The organism is Gardnerella vaginalis 1500E (assembly GCF_000263595.1).
In the GTDB taxonomy this organism is placed as follows: Bacteria; Actinomycetota; Actinomycetes; order Actinomycetales; family Bifidobacteriaceae; genus Bifidobacterium; species Bifidobacterium vaginale_E.
In genome coordinates this window covers 1-17,511 of the sequence record NZ_ADES01000008.1, presented here as the reverse complement: position 1 = coordinate 17,511, position 17,511 = coordinate 1, and the positions used below count along the sequence as shown (strand labels likewise).

General features: G+C 43.7%; 14 protein-coding genes and 4 tRNA genes. 1 reads left to right on the top strand and 17 read right to left on the bottom strand.

Annotated elements, in window-relative coordinates; translation table 11 throughout:
• Positions 1-542 precede the first annotated feature (542 nt).
• Together CGSMWGV1500E_RS03500 and CGSMWGV1500E_RS03505 are read right to left on the bottom strand one after the other, a co-directional pair.
• A tRNA-Ser gene (locus CGSMWGV1500E_RS03500) sits at positions 543-629 on the bottom strand.
• A gap of 99 nt (positions 630-728) precedes the next feature.
• Entirely contained in the window at positions 729-1,661 is a 933-nt protein-coding gene (locus CGSMWGV1500E_RS03505) for an EamA family transporter (RefSeq protein WP_004127765.1), read from the bottom strand.
• Between the two features lie 97 nt (positions 1,662-1,758).
• Between CGSMWGV1500E_RS03505 and dinB the strand changes: the two genes are divergently transcribed.
• On the top strand, positions 1,759-3,069 hold the full coding sequence (gene dinB, locus CGSMWGV1500E_RS03510; RefSeq protein WP_032843461.1) for a DNA polymerase IV: 1,311 nt from the start codon (positions 1,759-1,761) through the stop codon (positions 3,067-3,069).
• Positions 3,070-3,180: 111 nt separating this feature from the next.
• Here dinB and fdxA read toward each other — a convergent pair whose 3' ends face one another.
• The 15 genes from fdxA to CGSMWGV1500E_RS03585 all read right to left on the bottom strand — a co-directional run bounded on the left by fdxA (position 3,181) and on the right by CGSMWGV1500E_RS03585 (position 17,201).
• A complete protein-coding gene (fdxA, locus tag CGSMWGV1500E_RS03515) occupies positions 3,181-3,513 on the bottom strand; it encodes a ferredoxin (protein WP_004127762.1) in 333 nt (110 codons plus the stop codon).
• 168 nt (positions 3,514-3,681) lie between these two features.
• A complete protein-coding gene (locus CGSMWGV1500E_RS03520) occupies positions 3,682-5,310 on the bottom strand; it encodes an APC family permease (protein ID WP_004127759.1) in 1,629 nt (542 codons plus the stop codon).
• A gap of 279 nt (positions 5,311-5,589) precedes the next feature.
• Positions 5,590-6,870, bottom strand: a complete 1,281-nt coding sequence (locus CGSMWGV1500E_RS03525; protein WP_004127752.1) for an FAD-binding protein — start codon at positions 6,868-6,870, stop codon at positions 5,590-5,592.
• Between the two features lie 123 nt (positions 6,871-6,993).
• A complete protein-coding gene (gene rpmG / locus CGSMWGV1500E_RS03530) occupies positions 6,994-7,164 on the bottom strand; it encodes a 50S ribosomal protein L33 (RefSeq protein WP_004105548.1) in 171 nt (56 codons plus the stop codon).
• Positions 7,165-7,217: 53 nt separating this feature from the next.
• Positions 7,218-7,291, bottom strand: a tRNA-Met gene (locus CGSMWGV1500E_RS03535).
• 4 nt (positions 7,292-7,295) lie between these two features.
• Positions 7,296-7,367: transfer RNA gene (locus tag CGSMWGV1500E_RS03540), tRNA-Thr, on the bottom strand.
• A 1-nt stretch (position 7,368) separates the two neighbouring features.
• Positions 7,369-7,450, bottom strand: a tRNA-Tyr gene (locus CGSMWGV1500E_RS03545).
• A gap of 111 nt (positions 7,451-7,561) precedes the next feature.
• A complete protein-coding gene (gene hisC / locus CGSMWGV1500E_RS03550; protein ID WP_004127750.1) occupies positions 7,562-8,659 on the bottom strand; it encodes a histidinol-phosphate transaminase in 1,098 nt (365 codons plus the stop codon).
• Between the two features lie 134 nt (positions 8,660-8,793).
• The gene (groES, locus tag CGSMWGV1500E_RS03555; RefSeq protein ID WP_004127748.1) at positions 8,794-9,087 is read right to left on the bottom strand and encodes a co-chaperone GroES; all 294 of its coding nucleotides are present in this window, start codon (positions 9,085-9,087) and stop codon (positions 8,794-8,796) included.
• 175 nt (positions 9,088-9,262) lie between these two features.
• Positions 9,263-10,234, bottom strand: coding sequence for a hypothetical protein (locus CGSMWGV1500E_RS03560; RefSeq protein WP_004127745.1), 972 nt, complete (start codon positions 10,232-10,234; stop codon positions 9,263-9,265).
• A 316-nt stretch (positions 10,235-10,550) separates the two neighbouring features.
• Positions 10,551-11,309 carry a hypothetical protein gene (locus CGSMWGV1500E_RS03565; RefSeq protein WP_004127744.1) on the bottom strand — a complete coding sequence of 253 codons (759 nt, stop codon included), beginning with the start codon at positions 11,307-11,309 and terminating at the stop codon, positions 10,551-10,553.
• A 197-nt stretch (positions 11,310-11,506) separates the two neighbouring features.
• Positions 11,507-11,683, bottom strand: coding sequence for an FmdB family zinc ribbon protein (locus tag CGSMWGV1500E_RS03570; protein WP_032843462.1), 177 nt, complete (start codon positions 11,681-11,683; stop codon positions 11,507-11,509).
• 118 nt (positions 11,684-11,801) lie between these two features.
• Positions 11,802-12,008 (bottom strand): hypothetical protein, encoded by a 207-nt coding sequence (locus tag CGSMWGV1500E_RS03575; RefSeq protein WP_004127727.1) that lies wholly within the window; start codon positions 12,006-12,008, stop codon positions 11,802-11,804.
• Complete coding sequence (locus CGSMWGV1500E_RS03580; protein ID WP_004127725.1) at positions 12,005-15,754, bottom strand: hypothetical protein; 3,750 nt, start codon at positions 15,752-15,754, stop codon at positions 12,005-12,007. The genes CGSMWGV1500E_RS03575 and CGSMWGV1500E_RS03580 overlap by 4 nt, the downstream gene beginning before the upstream one ends.
• A gap of 16 nt (positions 15,755-15,770) precedes the next feature.
• A complete protein-coding gene (locus CGSMWGV1500E_RS03585; protein WP_004127722.1) occupies positions 15,771-17,201 on the bottom strand; it encodes an FHA domain-containing protein in 1,431 nt (476 codons plus the stop codon).
• Positions 17,202-17,511: the final 310 nt, after the last annotated feature.

Below are 17,511 nucleotides of genomic sequence, written 5' to 3'. Positions count from 1 at the left end.
ATTTTCAGCGAAAGCTGGGGCAGCGAAAGCCAAACCGGAAACGAGGGTGGCGCCAGCAGCGATTGCGGCGATAGCCTTCTTGTTAAACATAATATTTTCCTTTCTTCTTCTCCTTCGTGCTAGGCACACGAAGAAAAATTTGCTATGCAGCTCCAAGCGGAGCTACACACGCCTGTCAAACTAGGACTGACCGGCGCTTGCTATTTAAGATACCCCCCCCCCGTTCGAAAAAGTCAAGAGCAAAAACAGGCATCCGACACAGAAAATATCAACAAAACTGCGAAAATATTCCAGTAAAAGCTAGTAAAACTATAAAAAATGCGCTAAATAACACTGTTTAATCGTAAAAAATACTATTTCACGATTTTCAAAGATTTTTCTCAGAAAACTCTCAGGAAACTCGCGGCAGCTCCCCCGCGCCGCCCGCGAACCCTTGAAAAACCGCCATTCTTGCGCGACACGCCGACTAGTAGACACACTTTTTGCCAATTAGCCGAAAAAACAAAAACTCCGGACTGCAAAAAGCAATCCGGAGTAATCCGCGGAGTCAGAGAGATTCGAACTCTCGAGCCGCTTACGCGACTAACACCTTAGCAGGGTGCCCCTATCGGCCACTCAGGCATGACTCCAATTATTTGTTGCGTACAATTAGCAACAGATTGACACTATAGCACCTCTTACGGACTGTAAACAAGCCCGACGCGACACACTTAAAATCAATCAAAACACTAAACAGGATTATGGTCGCCAGAGAACGTAACCACCACAGCACACATAACCAAAGCTATACCAGCAACATCTGTTAGAGTTGGAATCTCACCAAATCCCATTCCAATAACAACCGCAATTGCAGGATACAGTGCTTGCATAACAGAATATTTTGCGGAGCTAACGCGCTTAAGTAAAACCTGGTCCAGCAAAGCCGGGAAGAATGAAGCGCATACTGCAATCACAAGCATCAATGCAAGCAAAGCAAAAGATCCCCCAGGCCTAGCAGCCCACGTAGCTTCTGCTTTAGGCCAAATAACATTCTTAACTGCAGGAACAGCAAGAACTGTAGATTGCAAAAGCCAGCCAATAAGAGCCGCAACACTTACGCGGTCAATAGCATGCGAAGCTTTTGCAATTTTTCGTCCGGAAACAATATACACGCCCCACATTAAGCCGCCAACAATAATAGCGCATAAACCTATTAGAAAATGCGGACTTACTGCACTATGCATGGAAGCGCTTGCAAGTAAAGCAATTCCGCAAACAGCAATTACCATACCCGCTCTTTCACGCCATTCATGACCTGTAATAACAGCCACAAGCAGCGGACCAATAAATTCTATAGTTACAGCCACACCTACAGGCATGCAGCTAATTGCCACATAAAACATGGTATTCATAGCAACTAGAGAAATTCCGACCGCAACAACAATAGCCCATTCACGCAAAGTTTTTGGCAACAAGCTACGTTTTGCGCGCGAAAATGGTCTTCTCCAAGCCAGTAACATCAAAGTCATAAAACCAACGCGATACCACACAGCATAAAGCGGGTCCAGCTGACTAAACGCAACTTTTGCAACAGACGTAGCCGTATACACCATTGCAGCTTCAATAACTATGATTAGCAGTACTGGCATGCGGTGTAATACATTTACGACAAATTGCTTCATAGCAACAACCCTACATTAATATATAGGCGACATTCGCTTTTTTGCAAAAAACATTACTTTTTTCTATAAAATCGAACGTTTGTTCTATTATAAATTTATGAGTACAGCACCGAGAGTACAAGCAGCAAAACGAGATTGGGGGCACGATACCTCCGGCTGTAACATACTTCATGTTGATATGGACGCGTTTTATGCTTCTTTAGAAGTTGCAAGACATCCGGAGCTTAAAGGAAAGCCGCTTATTATTGGCACAGGAAATCGTGCTGTAGTTTCTGCAGCAAGCTACGAAGCTCGCGCTTATGGTGTTAATTCCGCAATTCCTGTTGTTAAGGCTAGAAGTCTTTGCCCGCAGGGAGTTTTCCTGCCAGTTGACATATCCTACTATTCAAGCGTTTCTAAAAGTATTTTTGAAGAAATTTTTTTGCATGTTACTAATCAAGTCGAAAAAGTTTCTGTTGACGAATGCTACATGAACGTTAAATCGGCTTTATTACAGTGGAAGTCGCCTGTAAATATTGGGGCTTGGATACGAAAAGAAGTATTTGAAAAATATCATATTACATGCTCTGTTGGCATTGCCAGCAATAAACTTATTGCAAAAATGGCTTCAACTAACGCAAAACCTAATGGCATGCTTCTTATTCCGCAAAAATGTAATGAAGATTTTGTGTCAATAATGCCTTTGCGCGCAATACCAGGAATCGGCCCTTCTTTAATACATAAGCTTGAAGACTGGGGATTATCTACTGTTGCATCACTTAAAAATGTTGATAAAAAAACGCTTTCTCGCATAACAGGCTCGCAAAGCATGGCAAGAATGATATATCAGTCCGTTAGGGGCATAGACGAGCGCACTGTAATACCGCGAGCGCCTGAAAAATCTATTGGCACCGAACGAACTTTAGATTCAGATACAACTAGCGAGCAAACTGTTCAACAATTACTGCAACAATGCTGCAGCGAAGTAACTCAGCATTTGCGAAATCGTAAGCTTATGGCGCGAACTATAACGCTAAAACTGCGATTTAGCGACTTGCATTATGTTACTAGATCTTCTACTTTGCAAAATGCCACTGATTCAACGCACGAGTTTTACAAGCACGCCATTGACTTGCTTTCTAAAGCTAATCCAACTGTTCATAATTACATTCTTGGAGGAAACAACACAAAGCTTTTAAGTCCGGTTCGCTTAGCTGGTATTACAGCGAATAATCTTGTGCCAGCAAATAAAGTTTCGCTGCAGCCTTCATTAAACGATATTCTGGAAGAAAATACGCGCGAATCTAAAAACCCTGCACAAAACAGCATATCTGCAATGAATAAAAATACTAGATTACGTCATGCGGAGCACGCTTTAGATGCCGTTCGCAAAAAATACGGCGACGATGCAGCACATATTGGATTGTAAACTCGCGCAACAAATAAACTCGCACAACAAATAAACTCGCACAACAAATAAACTCGCGCAACAAATAAACTCGCGCAACAAAAATATTAATTAAACATACTTTGCAAATAATCAATTACTTGCTTTATTCGCGCGCGAAGGCAAGGCTGCAACATGCTCTTCGTCCCATCCTGAAGCTCCAGCATCTTGAGCTCCGCCTAAATCTCCAAGCTTGTCGAAATAATCAACTGCAGCATCGCGATACCATTCCCAGCCTTCTGGCAAATCATCCTCGTAAAAAATAGCCTCTACCGGACAAGCTGGCTCACAAGCTCCGCAATCAACACACTCGTTCGGGTTAATATAAAGCGTGCGATCTCCCTCATAAATACAGTCCACAGGGCATTCGTCTACGCATGCTTTATCTTTTACATCTACGCAAGGTTCTGCAATTACATATGGCATAATGCCCTCCTTTCTGTTTTTATGCAACTTTTCTATTATAGAACATTTTTGAAAAGTCTATAACACAAAAAGTCGGCATGCGAATCTAACCGTATGCCGACTTCTTGCTACTTAAATAATCTATTAATTTTGATTATTTTACTAAGATGCAAACTGTTAAGTTGCAAACTACTCAGATGCACACTGAGGTGCAGCAGCTACCTCAGCTTCAGCCTCTGCGCGAGCTTGCTCTTCAGTTTCTCCTGCAGCTACCTTTTCTGCAGCTGCAGCATCTTGAGCAAACAAGGTTTCAACCGGTACACCGAGCTTCTTGGCTTTACGCAACTGCCTTCCAAGTAGAGAGTTGCGGTAAGAGTAGCCGAAGTACACAGCAAAACCGATTGCCAGCCACACAGCAAAACGAATCCAAGTCAATACAGACAAGTTGAGCATGAGCCAGAATGTGGAAAGAGCTGCGAACATTGGAAGCCACGGATTGCCAGGAACGCTGAACGAACGGTGCAAATCTGGCCTGCGCATACGCATAATCGGAACGCCTGCAGAAACAAGCAGGAATGCAGAAAGCGTACCAATATTAACCATGTCGGAAAGAATACCAATATCGAGAGTGGAAGCAACGACTGCCACAACAACACCGGAAACAATCTGAAGCCTTGCAGGAATGCCACGCTTACTTACCTTAGAGAAGCTACGTGGAAGCAGGCCATCGCGGCTAACAGCGAAGATAATTCGCGTAAGACCGAGCAAAAGAACCATCACAACGGTTGTTAAGCCAATAACAATACCGAGGGAAATAATCTTTGCAGCCCAAGTAGCTCCCACGAGTTCGAAGCTTGTAGAAAGCGAAGGAGCGGATTGCTTTGCCAAATCCTTGTAGGAAACCATACCGGTTGTTACAACTGCAACGAGGATGTAAAGAGTAGTAACAATGAGCAAACCAAGACCAATGCCTCGAGGAATGTTCTTATGAGGATCCTTAGTTTCTTCTGCCGTGGTTGCAACAACGTCAAAACCGATAAATGCGAAGAACACGAGAGCAGCGCCGGAAAGAATGCCAGTAACGCCATAAACGGCTGGCTGCATACCGGTTACCCACTGCCACAAAGGCTGGCTCATAACACCAGAAACTTCCAATCCCTTTACGTTTGCAGCGTTAGTTGCTGGTGGAACAAATGGCGTAAAGTTAGAAGACTTAATGTAGAAGAAGCCAACAACTACCACGAACAGAACAATACCAATCTTCAAGATTGTTAAAGCGCCGTCAAAGCGTGCAGAAAGCTTAGTTCCAAGAACAAGCATAGTTGTAAAGAATGCAACGATTATGATTGGAGCTACATCAATAGTAAAACCGCCTATATTAAAGTTGGTGGTCATATTCAAGCCGAAAAGCTTCATTAAATCGTTAAGATACACACCCCAATACTTTGAGATTACCGAGCCGGCCATCAGCATTTCCAGGATCATATCCCAGCCAATAATCCAAGCAACAAGTTCGCCTACTGTAGTGTATGTGAATGTATAAGCAGATCCAGCAACAGGAATCATAGAAGCAAATTCTGCGTAGCACATTGCAGCAGAACCGCACACAACGCCTGCAATAATAAAGCTAATAATTACAGCAGGGCCCGCATGAAATGCTGCAGCCTGAGCTCCAACAGAGAAAATACCGGCGCCAACGGCAACGGCAACACCCATAACTGCCAGATCCCACGCATTTAACGTACGTTTAAGATGGCGATCACCATCCATTGTCTCTGCGATAGTCTGTTCAACAGACTTCTTTCTCCATATTTGCATAATAAACGCACTTTCGTTGATGTATAGGTATAAAGGTATTAGACGCAAGTAGCAACGCATCAACGAATTGCGCGAAACCGTTGCGACTTAATCTATATAAAATTCTGCCAAATCACAATAAATGGGATTAAACAAAAACTTTATATAGATAATGTAGGTAAATATTACACAAAACATTGCTTATACGGTAGTTTTACAGTGTGTTTCTTTATTATTTACGAAATTTTACGAAATAGCTTTATATATTTCTGTATAAACAGATGTACAAGCGTAAAATTTTTAGTTTACAGAAAGACCTATAAGCACAGGTTCCGGTATAAGCGTCACACCAAACTTATTACGCACACCATCAATAACAGTTTTAGCTAAAGAAAGCACGTCGTTAGAAGAAGCATTATTGCGATTAGTCAACGCTAAAGTATGCAAGGAAGAAAGCCCTGCGGCAGAAACTTCACCATTCTCACTAAGCCTAAATCCTTTATGGAAACCAGCATGGTCAATAAGCCAAGCCGCAGAAGTTTTTACACCTTTAGAACCGTCCGGAAGAAGCGCTTCAAAACGAGGAGCATCCTCCGGCAATAAATCAGCCTCAGCTTTTGTCATTACTGGATTCATAAAGAAACTTCCACAACTATGACGATCACTGTAAAGATTATCTCCCTGCAAAAATTCGCCGGTAATATAATCTTCACTTTGTAATTTCAAAGCAATATCGACGCCTTGAGCGCTTTTTGTGCCACACATCCACTGATTTTTGTATCTCAAAGCATCTTCGAGCATGCCTTTAGAAGCTCTAACACGCAAAACTTCGCGACGAATTGCCGAAGTTTTCATACGCTCGCCTACTTCAACTTTCAAAGCACGAGCCAACTGCGAATGAGCAACAACGCCCGTATCACTATGCTTCAAACAAAAAGTAACAGAAAGAACAACGTAACGAGGAGTAGGAAAATACGAATCGCCTGGAACACCTGCAGAAGCGTACATACTTTGTTTAAGAGCAGAAGTACGATACCCAAAATGCAACTGATCTTTTGACAATTCAAGCGTTACTTTATTTTTGCGATCCCAAACTTCTACAGAAGTAACGCTTTGAGAAACTTCCTGACCATACGCACCAATATTTTGTACAACAGAAGCCCCAACAGTGCCAGGTATTCCAGAAAGGCCTTCTACACCCTCTAAACCAAGATTAATAGCGTAATTTACAAAATCATCCCAATTGCAGCCAGCCTCTGCATTCACATGTACAATATTTGCCCCAGTTTTGGCGTCAACGCCATCTTCTGCTGGAGCTGCTTCATCGAGAACGTTAATAGCGCGACGAGCATCGCGCACAACTACACCATTAAAGTCAAGATCTGAAACCAGCATATTAGATCCGCCGCCGATTACACATAGCGGAAGATTAGCCTCATCTGCATCTTCAACGGCTTCAATAACAGCAACGCGCGTTTTTGGCTCTACGAAGCGAGTAATTTTGCCGCCAACACCAATTGTTGTAATATCTGCGAAAGTTGGATTTGCGGTAGACGTAGTAGATGATGCTTGCATAGTCATAGTTTTAATCTTAACAACACTAAATAACAAAAACCCCGCAAAAAGCGGGGTAATAAGTATAAAATCTGCGCAATCTAAATAGGTCTAAAAAGACGCTATATTAACGCAGCAAGCTGAATATTTTCAGCGAGTCTCGCGATGAAGCGTGTGCTTGCCGCAGCGTGGGCAGAACTTGTTCAACTCAAGACGATCAGGCGTGTTACGACGATTCTTCGTCGTGATGTAGTTACGCTCCTTGCACTCCGTGCATGCCATTGTGATGCCCGGACGGATGTCGGCGCTCTTGCTTGCCATTTCGTTCACCTCTACAATTCATTGTTGGCCAGCCAGTCTCCTACTGGCCGTTGTAGCGAGGAAGAGACTCGAACTCTTGACCTTACGATTATGAGTCGTACGCTCTAGCCAGCTGAGCTACCCCGCCAGAGAGCCTCGAGTGAGAATCGGACTCACGACCTCTTCCTTACCAAGGAAGTGCTCTACCACTGAGCTATCGAGGCGTGGCGGGTAGTGGATTCGAACCACTGAAGCACGAAGCGGCTGATTTACAGTCAGCTCCCTTTGACCACTTGGGAAACCCGCCAGCAGTCTGTCGTAAGAAGTGAACTTCAAACGGCAACTTTGCTATTTTGCCACGAGTGCAAGACGAATGCAAGTCTAAGACACGCCGAAAACAAAATTTTATGCAAAAAAGCTAGTTATTTAGCGAAAAACCATCTTTTTTTAAATCTTCGCAAACTGTTAAAACGCGATCATTCGCCTCGCGCTCACCAATGCTAATACGAATACCTTCGCCAGCAAAAGCACGAACCGATAACCCGACTGCCACGAAGCGCTCAGTTACACGCTCAGTATCTGCACCAAACGGCATCCAGAAGAAGTTTGCATACGCATCCTCAATATTCCAGCCTTGATTGCGCAAAGCCAAAATAATGTGCTCGCGCTCAGAAACAAGAGCTGCAACGCGCTCATTCATCTCCTTAACTGCTAAATCTTCCAAAGATGCCAAAGCTGCAACCTGTGCTATTTGAGAAACTCCAAACGGAACAGCAACCTTTCGCATGCCCTCTACAACCTCTGCAGGAGCAATACCGTAGCCAATACGCAAACCAGCTAAGCCATACGCTTTCGAGAAGGTTTGTGCCACAACCACATTTGGATACTCACGATACAACTTCATGCCATCTGCCGTGCCTTTTGCGGTATTGAACTGCACATAAGCTTCGTCAATAAGCACAAGTACATCGCTTGGAACAGCGTCCAAAACTCTGCGCGCGTCAGTTTCGCTAAGAGACGCAGAAGTTGGGTTATTAGGATTGTTCAAAATAACTAAGCGAGTACGCTCATTAATTGCGTTAATAATTCCATCTACGTCGTGAGAACCATCGGCACGATTAGGAACTTGCACGCTTTTAGCTCCAGCGCCAGTGACAATAATCGGATACGCTTCAAAGCTTCGCCAAGGGTACACAACTTCATCACCAGGTCCTGCAACAAAGTCAACAAGCTGCGTAATAACTTCCGTCGAACCGCAGCCAAGCACCACTTCGTCTGGCGTAACGCCAAAACGCTTAGCGAGCTCTTCAACAACTTGCGTACCGCGCATATTTGGGTAACGGTTGATTACATTAAGCGCGCGAGTTGAAATAGCTTCTTTTACACTTTCTAAAGGCTCATAAGGGTTCTCATTGCTGGAAATCTTATACGCGCGAATGCCATCCAATTTAGGAGCTGGTTTTCCCTGTTTGTAGCTAGGAATCGTATCTACAATGTTACGGTGTTTGTATGTCATACTTCTCCATAATACTCCACGCACGACTTAACTGTGCAATAGCGCATCACATCTTATGCGCAGCAATAAAAAACGCTGGGAATGACATTTGCATCATTTCCAGCGTAGGTTTTATTGTTTCAACCGGCTAAAGACTAGCCAAGAATAGCAAGCACGTCGCGAGAAGACACGATTAAGTAATCCTCGCCATCGTAATGCACTTCAGTGCCACCGTACTTGGAGTACAAAACCTTGTCTCCAACCTTAACGTCCATAGGAATACGCTCGCCCTTGTCATCACGACGACCAGGACCAACCGCAAGAACTTCGCCCTGCTGTGGCTTTTCCTTGGCATTATCTGGAATATACAAGCCAGAAGCAGTCTGAGTTTCTGCCTGAGCCTGCTTTACAATAATCTTATCTTCCAACGGTGTGAGCTTAATCGACACTGTCGCCACCTCTTTCTTAAGAGAGATACTAACTTTGTACGCAAGCGTTTTACATACGAGGCTGACGATCACGTTTGCAATCGCACTTACGTTCTGTGTTTCATAGTAGCGCGAAATTAGCACTCTAACAACTCGAGTGCTAATCTTTTAAGAAAATTTTTAGAAAATTCTTAAATTAGGCATTGCGACGAGCTAAAACTTCGCGCAAATTTGCAACTCCGAGTGAGTCTGCGGAACTTGCCGGAGCTTCTACTTGACTTTTCTGCTCTTCTGCATGGAATTGCAAAGAAGTTGACTTTTGCAAATTTTTAGCATACTTAGATTCAGAAGTCTTCGCACTTTTAGCAGCTTTAGATTTAGTAGCTTTAGATTTAGCAGGCTTAACCACAGGTATTGCTTTAGCAACCTGCTTAGTTGACTTGATTTCCAAACTTTCTGGAGCTTTTGCTGCAGCAACAGAATTACCCAAATCATACTTGACGTCGCTTCCAAGAGAGAATGAAATCAAATCTTGATTATTTTTGACAGCAGCGGAATCTTTAGAATCTTCTTTAACAGCTAAATTAGCTTCTTTAAAGTCTTCTTCGTACTCTTTTTCATCAATATCTTCAGCAACGTTTTCAGCATTTTCAGTTGCTTCACTTCTTGCAAGAAGAGCCGCATTACACTCCTCTTGAGCACGCATTAACGCGACTTTAATTTCGCCCTTTTCCATAACAGAAGTTGCGGTATCGTCGCGAGAAGAATGTTGCTCAACTGATTCTGAAGGTTCACTCTTCAAAGATTGTTCCTTTGAAGATTCAAGTTTCAAAGATTCGCCATTCAAAGACTTGTTGCGCAAAGAATCATTCGCCAAATCTACAGATTCCAAAGATCCAGCACGCATCTTAGCTACGCGAGCTTCCCATTCGCGAGCATGCTTAGCGGCACGAGAACCGAAATAAAGAACTGCAGTCAGCATAGCTCCTGGAATAAGCACGAAAGCTGGCGAAAACGCTCCAGAGCACCCAACTATAAACACAAGAACTGTTAAAACAGCAAGAGCGCCAACCAATACGCAACGGCGACGAATAGCGGCTCGTCTTGCAGCACGAATACGCGCAATACGTTCAGGAGTTAATGTTCGTTTTCGTTGAGTCGGTTGCATACAAGCCCCTTTTGCCAACATACCTGTGCCGTCACAAATGCGTGCAGCACTCCACTCACCTACAAGATGTAGTGTTGGTGAAAACCTATCCTCGCGATGCTCAAGCATGGTCTTCATGCCATTAACCGTGCGTTTAGGCAACCACCCGAACCATAAGGCTACGAGGATGATTAACACAATTAGTGCGCTAACCGATTCATAACCCATATCTATTAATATAAAGACGTCTAAGGATGTGTAGCAATATAAACGCGTCGGCGTGTCGCCAAAATGTGGGAATATGCCATCTTTCTTCACACAATATGCTGTGTTAGCACTAACGGTTATTAACGTGCTTCATAGCAACAATCGCAAGTGAAGGATTCACAGACTGAGCTTGCAACAAACGTAAAGCGTCTGCAGCAGGCATGGCAAGAGTCGTAGTATTCTGCTGATCTTGAGAAGATTGTTGACTTTTAGCTATTCGCATTACAATAACGTGATTAACAACATCTACATACCTTCTATCAATCTGCGTAATATCAGTTTCTTCAGATTCTTCAGATTCTTCGTCGCTACTTTCGCTATTTTTACTATTTTCGACATTCTCGCTATTTCTACTACTTTTACTACTTTTACTTGCAGAGCCGCCGGCTTCCTGCGTATTTTCATCATTTTTTGTAGAATCATCCGACTTTTCGCCCTCGTCTTGCAACGGCTTACTAAAAGCAAGATCTACCTCTTCTCCAGGTATTATCGTGTGATCTGCGCTAGATAAATGCACTGAAATCGAAGTAAAGCCTTCAGGAATATTCGGCAAATGACTTACAGCATTTTGCAAAATCGGCATACCAATTTTGATTTCACAAGTTGCAATAAGCGGATTTCGCAAGTTTACACGCCCAGCAAGCGCATAGCGAAACACAGAATGTTGCGGAACTCGAATGTAATTAACATCCGTTTCGCTAATCTTATCTCCTTGATGAATATTATGAGCAGCAACTGGTATTAATTGCGTAGCTTGAGAATCAATAATTGTAGATACAACCAGCAAAGATACAATTGCCGCGCATAAAATAACAATAATTTTCCGCACAAAATCGTGTTGGCGCCTCTTAACCAATGCGCTAGAGCTGTCGGAGCGTTGAAACCCCGAGAATAAAGAAAAATTTGTACTCATAACATGCATTTTTACGTAAGCAAAATAGTCACGCAATAAAAATTGCGCGTTGTGGATAAAACCTATCAACGCGCAACTAAAGTGCAAGTAAAACGCAAATAAAGCGCTTTTATTTACTTATCAGTTCTGTAAAAGCCTTTGCCTTTAAAATTGATTGGAGGAGCAGAATACACTTTGCGCACAGCGTTTTTGCCGCACTGAGGGCAAATGGTAATAGGTTCATCCGAAAATGATTGATGTTCAGAAAAATCGTATCCGCATTCTTTACAACGGTAATGATAAGTAGGCAAAAGTTCCTCCGAAGTTTCACAAATATAAGACAAAAAACTTACTGTTCCTTCAAATATCCTATTATACGCCGTGACAGCCGAGGCAAACTAATAAGTTTATTGGCCAGCCAGCGAACGACTAGTTTCGCCCTCGCTCAGAAAACACAGCCCAATGCGGAGGAAGCTCGCTTAAAATGCGATTATCGTCGTCCAAAGCACGCTGCTCTTTCGTAAGTTCATCAGAAGGCTCTAGTTTTACGCCATCGGCATCAAAAAGCTCAGAGCCTTCACGCACTACTCTTACAGATTTGCGCGGAGAGCGTCGATTAGGATCATAATCGCTCATTCGTTGTCACCATACAATTCGCCGAGCCTTGAAACAACGCGGTCAACTTCTTTTTCTGGATTAACGAATGCACCAACGCTCCAAACAGTCATAACAGACCATCCAAGAGCTTCCAAATCTTGAATCATCATACGATGACGTTCACGAGTGGACTGAATACTCATAAATTGAGCATCGTCAGTAAGCACAGCCAAAGCAAATGGCTTATCTGCAAGACCGACAACAAGCGGAATACGAACGCCGTTATCGAAACCATAATTAACCGCTACATTTAATCCGCGCGAACGAATACGCTCAGCTAAATCAGTAAATAGCACATTATTTTGAGCAGATTCAGCAGCAACTTGCGCTTCAACATCATGAGCATCTTCCGGACGCAAAGGCTTATCGCTTAACTGCTCAGCCCATTGCAACAAAGTCTTAAGCAACTTTGGGCCATCCTGATGCAAACGCTCATCATCCATATCTTTGGAAGTAAATGCGCTAACAATATCAAGATGCCTACGAGCCAAAGCAAGCGCATCCAAAAGCATACCCTTGCCGCCTTCTTCTTCCAGCAAACCAAATTGCTGAAGCAAACGTCCGTGAGAAGTTTTTGCGTAGCACAGAGACAGAATAACATCCGTAGCAATAGCTCCGGAAGCTTCGTGAACACTCATTAAACGCACATGACGCAAGAATCGAGCCATATTTTCGTCTTTAATAGACAAAGACTTCAATTCTGCACCCAAACGACTGCGGAATACGTTTGTTAAAGTCACAACCACAAGCATGTAGCTTGAAGGAACAACAGTGAAAGTCTTCGCGCGCTGACGAATAAGCTCAACTACTTCGTCAATTTCGCGCTGACTGCTTTCAATCAGTCCGGAAGACAGCACTGGAACTCCAGTAGCATCAACTTGATGCAAACGCACCTTGCCTTGCAAGCGTTCAATAGGAACATCGTGACGCAACTTTCCGTAACCGTGTTCTTCCAAGAATCGAGCCAAGCGCAAGGAACGCCTTGTAGCGCGAGAAACAACTGTAACAGACGGCAGAATAGAAATAAGCTTACGCAAACTTTCAGAGCTTACAGTCTGCTTATGCGCAAGAACAACTACTTGCGAAGCGCGAGCCAAAATAGAGAATAATTCAATATTTGATATATGCTCTGCAGAATCAATAATCACAGTGTCTGCAATAGGACCAAGCGGAGTCATCATAGTAAGCGTTGATGGCATAGCCACTAAGATTGGCTTTGCAGCAAGCAAAATCTCAGAATAATTGCGCAAAAGCTTATTAAATGTTATTCCGGAACGGTTGCTTGCAAGCATAGTGTGCAGTTGATTTGCTTCCTGAGTATGCGAGAACAGCAATTCGCACAAATGCCTCATAGCTTCTTGCTGAACCATCGGTCCAATAGAACGCACATGCTCAGTATCTACTTGTACAAAACGATCAGAAGCATCCTGCATAGCAGAACCATCTTGATTCGAAATAATCGCAGAAGAATTAACAATATCTTCAAAAACTGTAGTCCACCAAGCAAGCTGTAACTCGCCATCAAGAGCATCTCCTGTAACATGACGATGACGCAAATCGCTTACTAAATCAAGCAAACCAGCCTTGCTAAATTCACTTTCCAACTTGCAGCGACCTGGAAGAGTATCGAGAGATGCGCGATCGTCATGCAAATCCTGCAAACGTGCCTCAAGCTGCGCAAACTCAATATTTTCAAGATCTGCACCTTGACGAGTTGTAGATAATACTGCATCAAGAGCCACCAAATTCCTAGATAATACTTCTTGAGTATTTACCAATTCGTCTAATTTTGGCGGCAAAACAGGCCATCCACCGTGAGGCACAAAAGTACGCCACTGAGCAGCCTGCTGAGAAACAATCTTCAAAGCTTCATGCAAGTCGTCAACCTTAGCTCCAACTCTAAGCAAACTACGCGCTTCACGCACGTGACGGCGACGTTCCCAGAAGCCCATAATCGTGCCTTCAGCTTTTCTAACAGCTTTCGGCTTACTAGCTTCAATCATTGCGTCCAAATCGCGCTCAAAAATTTCAGGTTGGAACACATCGAGTACGCGTCGCAAATTCTTCAAAACCGTAACTTGTCTGCTCCATTCGCGAGCAGTTGTTGGAACAGGGAAACCGCAGCTTTGAACAGTGCTTTTAACTTGCTCGCGAGTAGCAGGAAGTAGCTTAAGAAGCACGTCTACTATTCGCTGATACACCGATACGGCTTCGTTTTCGTCGTAAATAGAAGCGCCAAACCAAGGAGTATCTTCAGGATTAATATTAAATTCACCAAGCTCGTCCGCTTGATGGAATTTTTGCAACCACGTATCGATTTGACCAGTAATTGCATGAGCTGCAGCAACGTCTAAACGCACGTGCGTAGAAGGATGCGTTGGCAGCATAGCAATTGCAGCAAGATTTTGTATTGTTTGATACGCCGATACTCCCCAAGTTTCATTAACTCCGTGAAGGTCACCTAAATAGCGAGTAAGACGCGAGCGCACACCAACTAATTCGTCGGCAACCTGCTCAAAACGCGATGTTGCAACGCTTTGACGCGCTCCAACTGCAGAAATAAGCTGCGAATCAACATGCTTAGCAATATGCCCATCTGCAACGTCTAATGCTAGTGAAGAAATTTCATGCGTATTAAGCGTATAACGGAATCTACGCTGTTGTTCAATCACATTTGGCACATACAAAACTGAGCGCCCTGCAAGAACCGAGCGCGAAGCGATTGCTGCAGCAATAGAGGCAGAATCCGAGCCGGAGTCAATATTAACGAATAACGAGTTTCCGGAAGAAACAAGATCTGCAGCGTAGCGAACGGTGTTGTCAACATCTCCAACTTCGCACTCACCATGTGGATCTGCATCAAAAGGACTATATTCCGGCTTATTATCAGCACTAATCGCTTGTATTGAACGCTCATCTCCTGCCATAGCGTCAATAAGCGTATTGCCAACATTGCCGGACTGTAAAGCGTTAAGAATTTGCTCACTTTCAGCCACAAAACGAGATCCTGCATCTGTAAAGCATCCAAGTACAATATCTCGCTCAATGTCGAAATCTGGGAAAGAAGTGCGTGCTTTTTTACAAATGGCATCAAAAACAACAGAAGTTTCTGGAGTACCGCTTTCGTATTGAGAACCGTCAAAGAGCACATCCTCGCGAAGCTCAACTCCGCGAGCACTCAAACGCTGAACAAGAGCATGGTTTAGCCCAACACTACCGGAGAAGTAAATAGTTGCTGCAGTTTCGTCTTGATTAGTATCACGAACTACATGCACCGGATATGTGAGAACTGGAACATGATTACCATTCCACGATGCAACTCCAACAACCAAAGAAAGCTCAGATACGCCGCTTTCATGCGCTTTTGCGTCGCGATCCTCAAAAACGCGATCCAATCTACGCCCAGCAGCACGCAACATCCCAGCATCGCGGAATAAAGCTTTTAACGTTACTTTTCCACTTGCAAAAAGTTGCGCTATTCCAGAAGGATGCGCGTGAGTAAGCTCTAATTGCGCTGCAAGTTGCGTAATATCTTCTAGCGGAGAAGGAGATAGCTGAGACTGATACTGCTGCTTCCAAGAAATAATATTTTTGATTGCGCTGCTTCGAGCACTTACTTGTGAATTGTTTTGATCAACGCTGTTCTCAACATTTTGATCAACGTTCAGCTCACTTCTTTGCTCAACGTTTTGCTCGCCATTCTGCTCGCTGTTTGCCTCACTCATTTTCCCACCTACTCACTTACTGTTCAATAGCTTTACGGTATGCACTATAACCGCTGTTACGCGCAAGTGCTGCATCTACATCCGCATTGCCTTGTGCTGCAAGCCAAGCGTATAAGTCGTCGTACAATCCAGGATTTGACGCTAAGTATGGCAGCAATTCGGAATGTTGAGCCATCTCAAATTGCTTTGAAAAATCTGTACTTTCTTCTGCTTCTTTAGAAGTGAATCCGCCAGCTTCTACAATATTTTGCTGAGCATCAAATTCACCTTTTGATACTTTCTCAAATACGGATCCAGGTTCAAAAGCAGGAGTATAAGATGCGTCGGAATCAATACTACTAATATCGCTAATATCAATACTTGTTGCTGTAAAGCGCGAATCAAGAGGACCTATATTTGTGTAATTTTCGTACGCTTTATTAGAGTCTTCGTGAGTTAAGTAATATCGATTACCTTCTAATGGATTTGACGCAGTTTTGGAAGGCTCGACTTCAGCTGGTTCTGTTTCAGAAGCGTCGATTTCAGCTGATTCAACTTTATCTGATTCGACTTCATAGGACTCAGCTTGAGCGGATTCTGCTTGAGATTGCTCTGCCTGAAGAGGCTCTACATTAAGCGGTTCTGCATTAAGCGGTTCTGCTTGAGATTGCGCAACTTGAGCATTTTCGCTCTCTGCTTGAGCATTTTCACTTTCCGCTCGAGCATCCGCAAACAAATTACGCGGCTCAACAGGCGCTTCCTGCTGCTCCAAAACAACAGGAACTGTTACATCGTGATTAATTGGCGCAGCATTGATAGGATCTGAATCAACCGACGCAGAATCAATCTGTTCAGAATCAACCGACGCATCATCAACCGACGCACTACCCTCAAGCGCATCCTTAATAGATTTGCCTTTTTGCCAAGACAATCCAGGTTCCGACACTGACTGTGCGTGGAAAATTCCAGTCGGCTCGCCCGCGCGCAAATCAAGAATCTGATCTACCGACAAACCAGACGCGGCAGGCTCCTCATGCTTTTCATCATCAGTGGCATAAGAGAACAAGTCACGCACATTACTAGTCTCTTCTTCCTGAACTTCATCTTCTACTCGCACAAAATCAACAGGAACATCACCAAACTGCATTCGCATTAAACTGTCTGGAAGCTGGAAATCAACATCTGGGTCGAGTCGCAACAAATCACCATTTGAGCCAACTAAGTAAGTTCCGTTTGTTGAATGTAAATCGCGTATTGTTGCCACGCCTTTAGGATCAACAATGAGTAGCGCGTGGCGCTTAGACATAGAACGCTTATTATCTACTATGTCAATGCGCTTAAATCCATCTTCACGCAATGGGCGTATAGGCTTTCGACCAATCTCAACCGACTGACCTGCTCCAACGCGCGCCTGCTCAACACCACCTACTGTAATCATCCAGCGCTGCACGACTTGTCGCTCACTCACGTGATCTGCTCCCTTCAGAAAACACACACTACCTTCTATTGTGTCATGCTTTGTGTATATTGCGCTAGTTTTTATTGATTTTTCGCATAAAAATATTACATATTTACGTAGGCGACATAAACTACTCACAGCTAAGCAGTTTATGCCACATCGAACCAGCAACATCACGCCACTCGTTTCGGCGTAGCATGTTTACACGCTTTAACGCCGAGCAAAATCAATTTCGCTAAACTAAGCAAACTCCACTTCGCAAATTTGAAAATTTTTTAATTTTGCGAAGTGAGGCGATATTCACACGAGCCTCAAAACG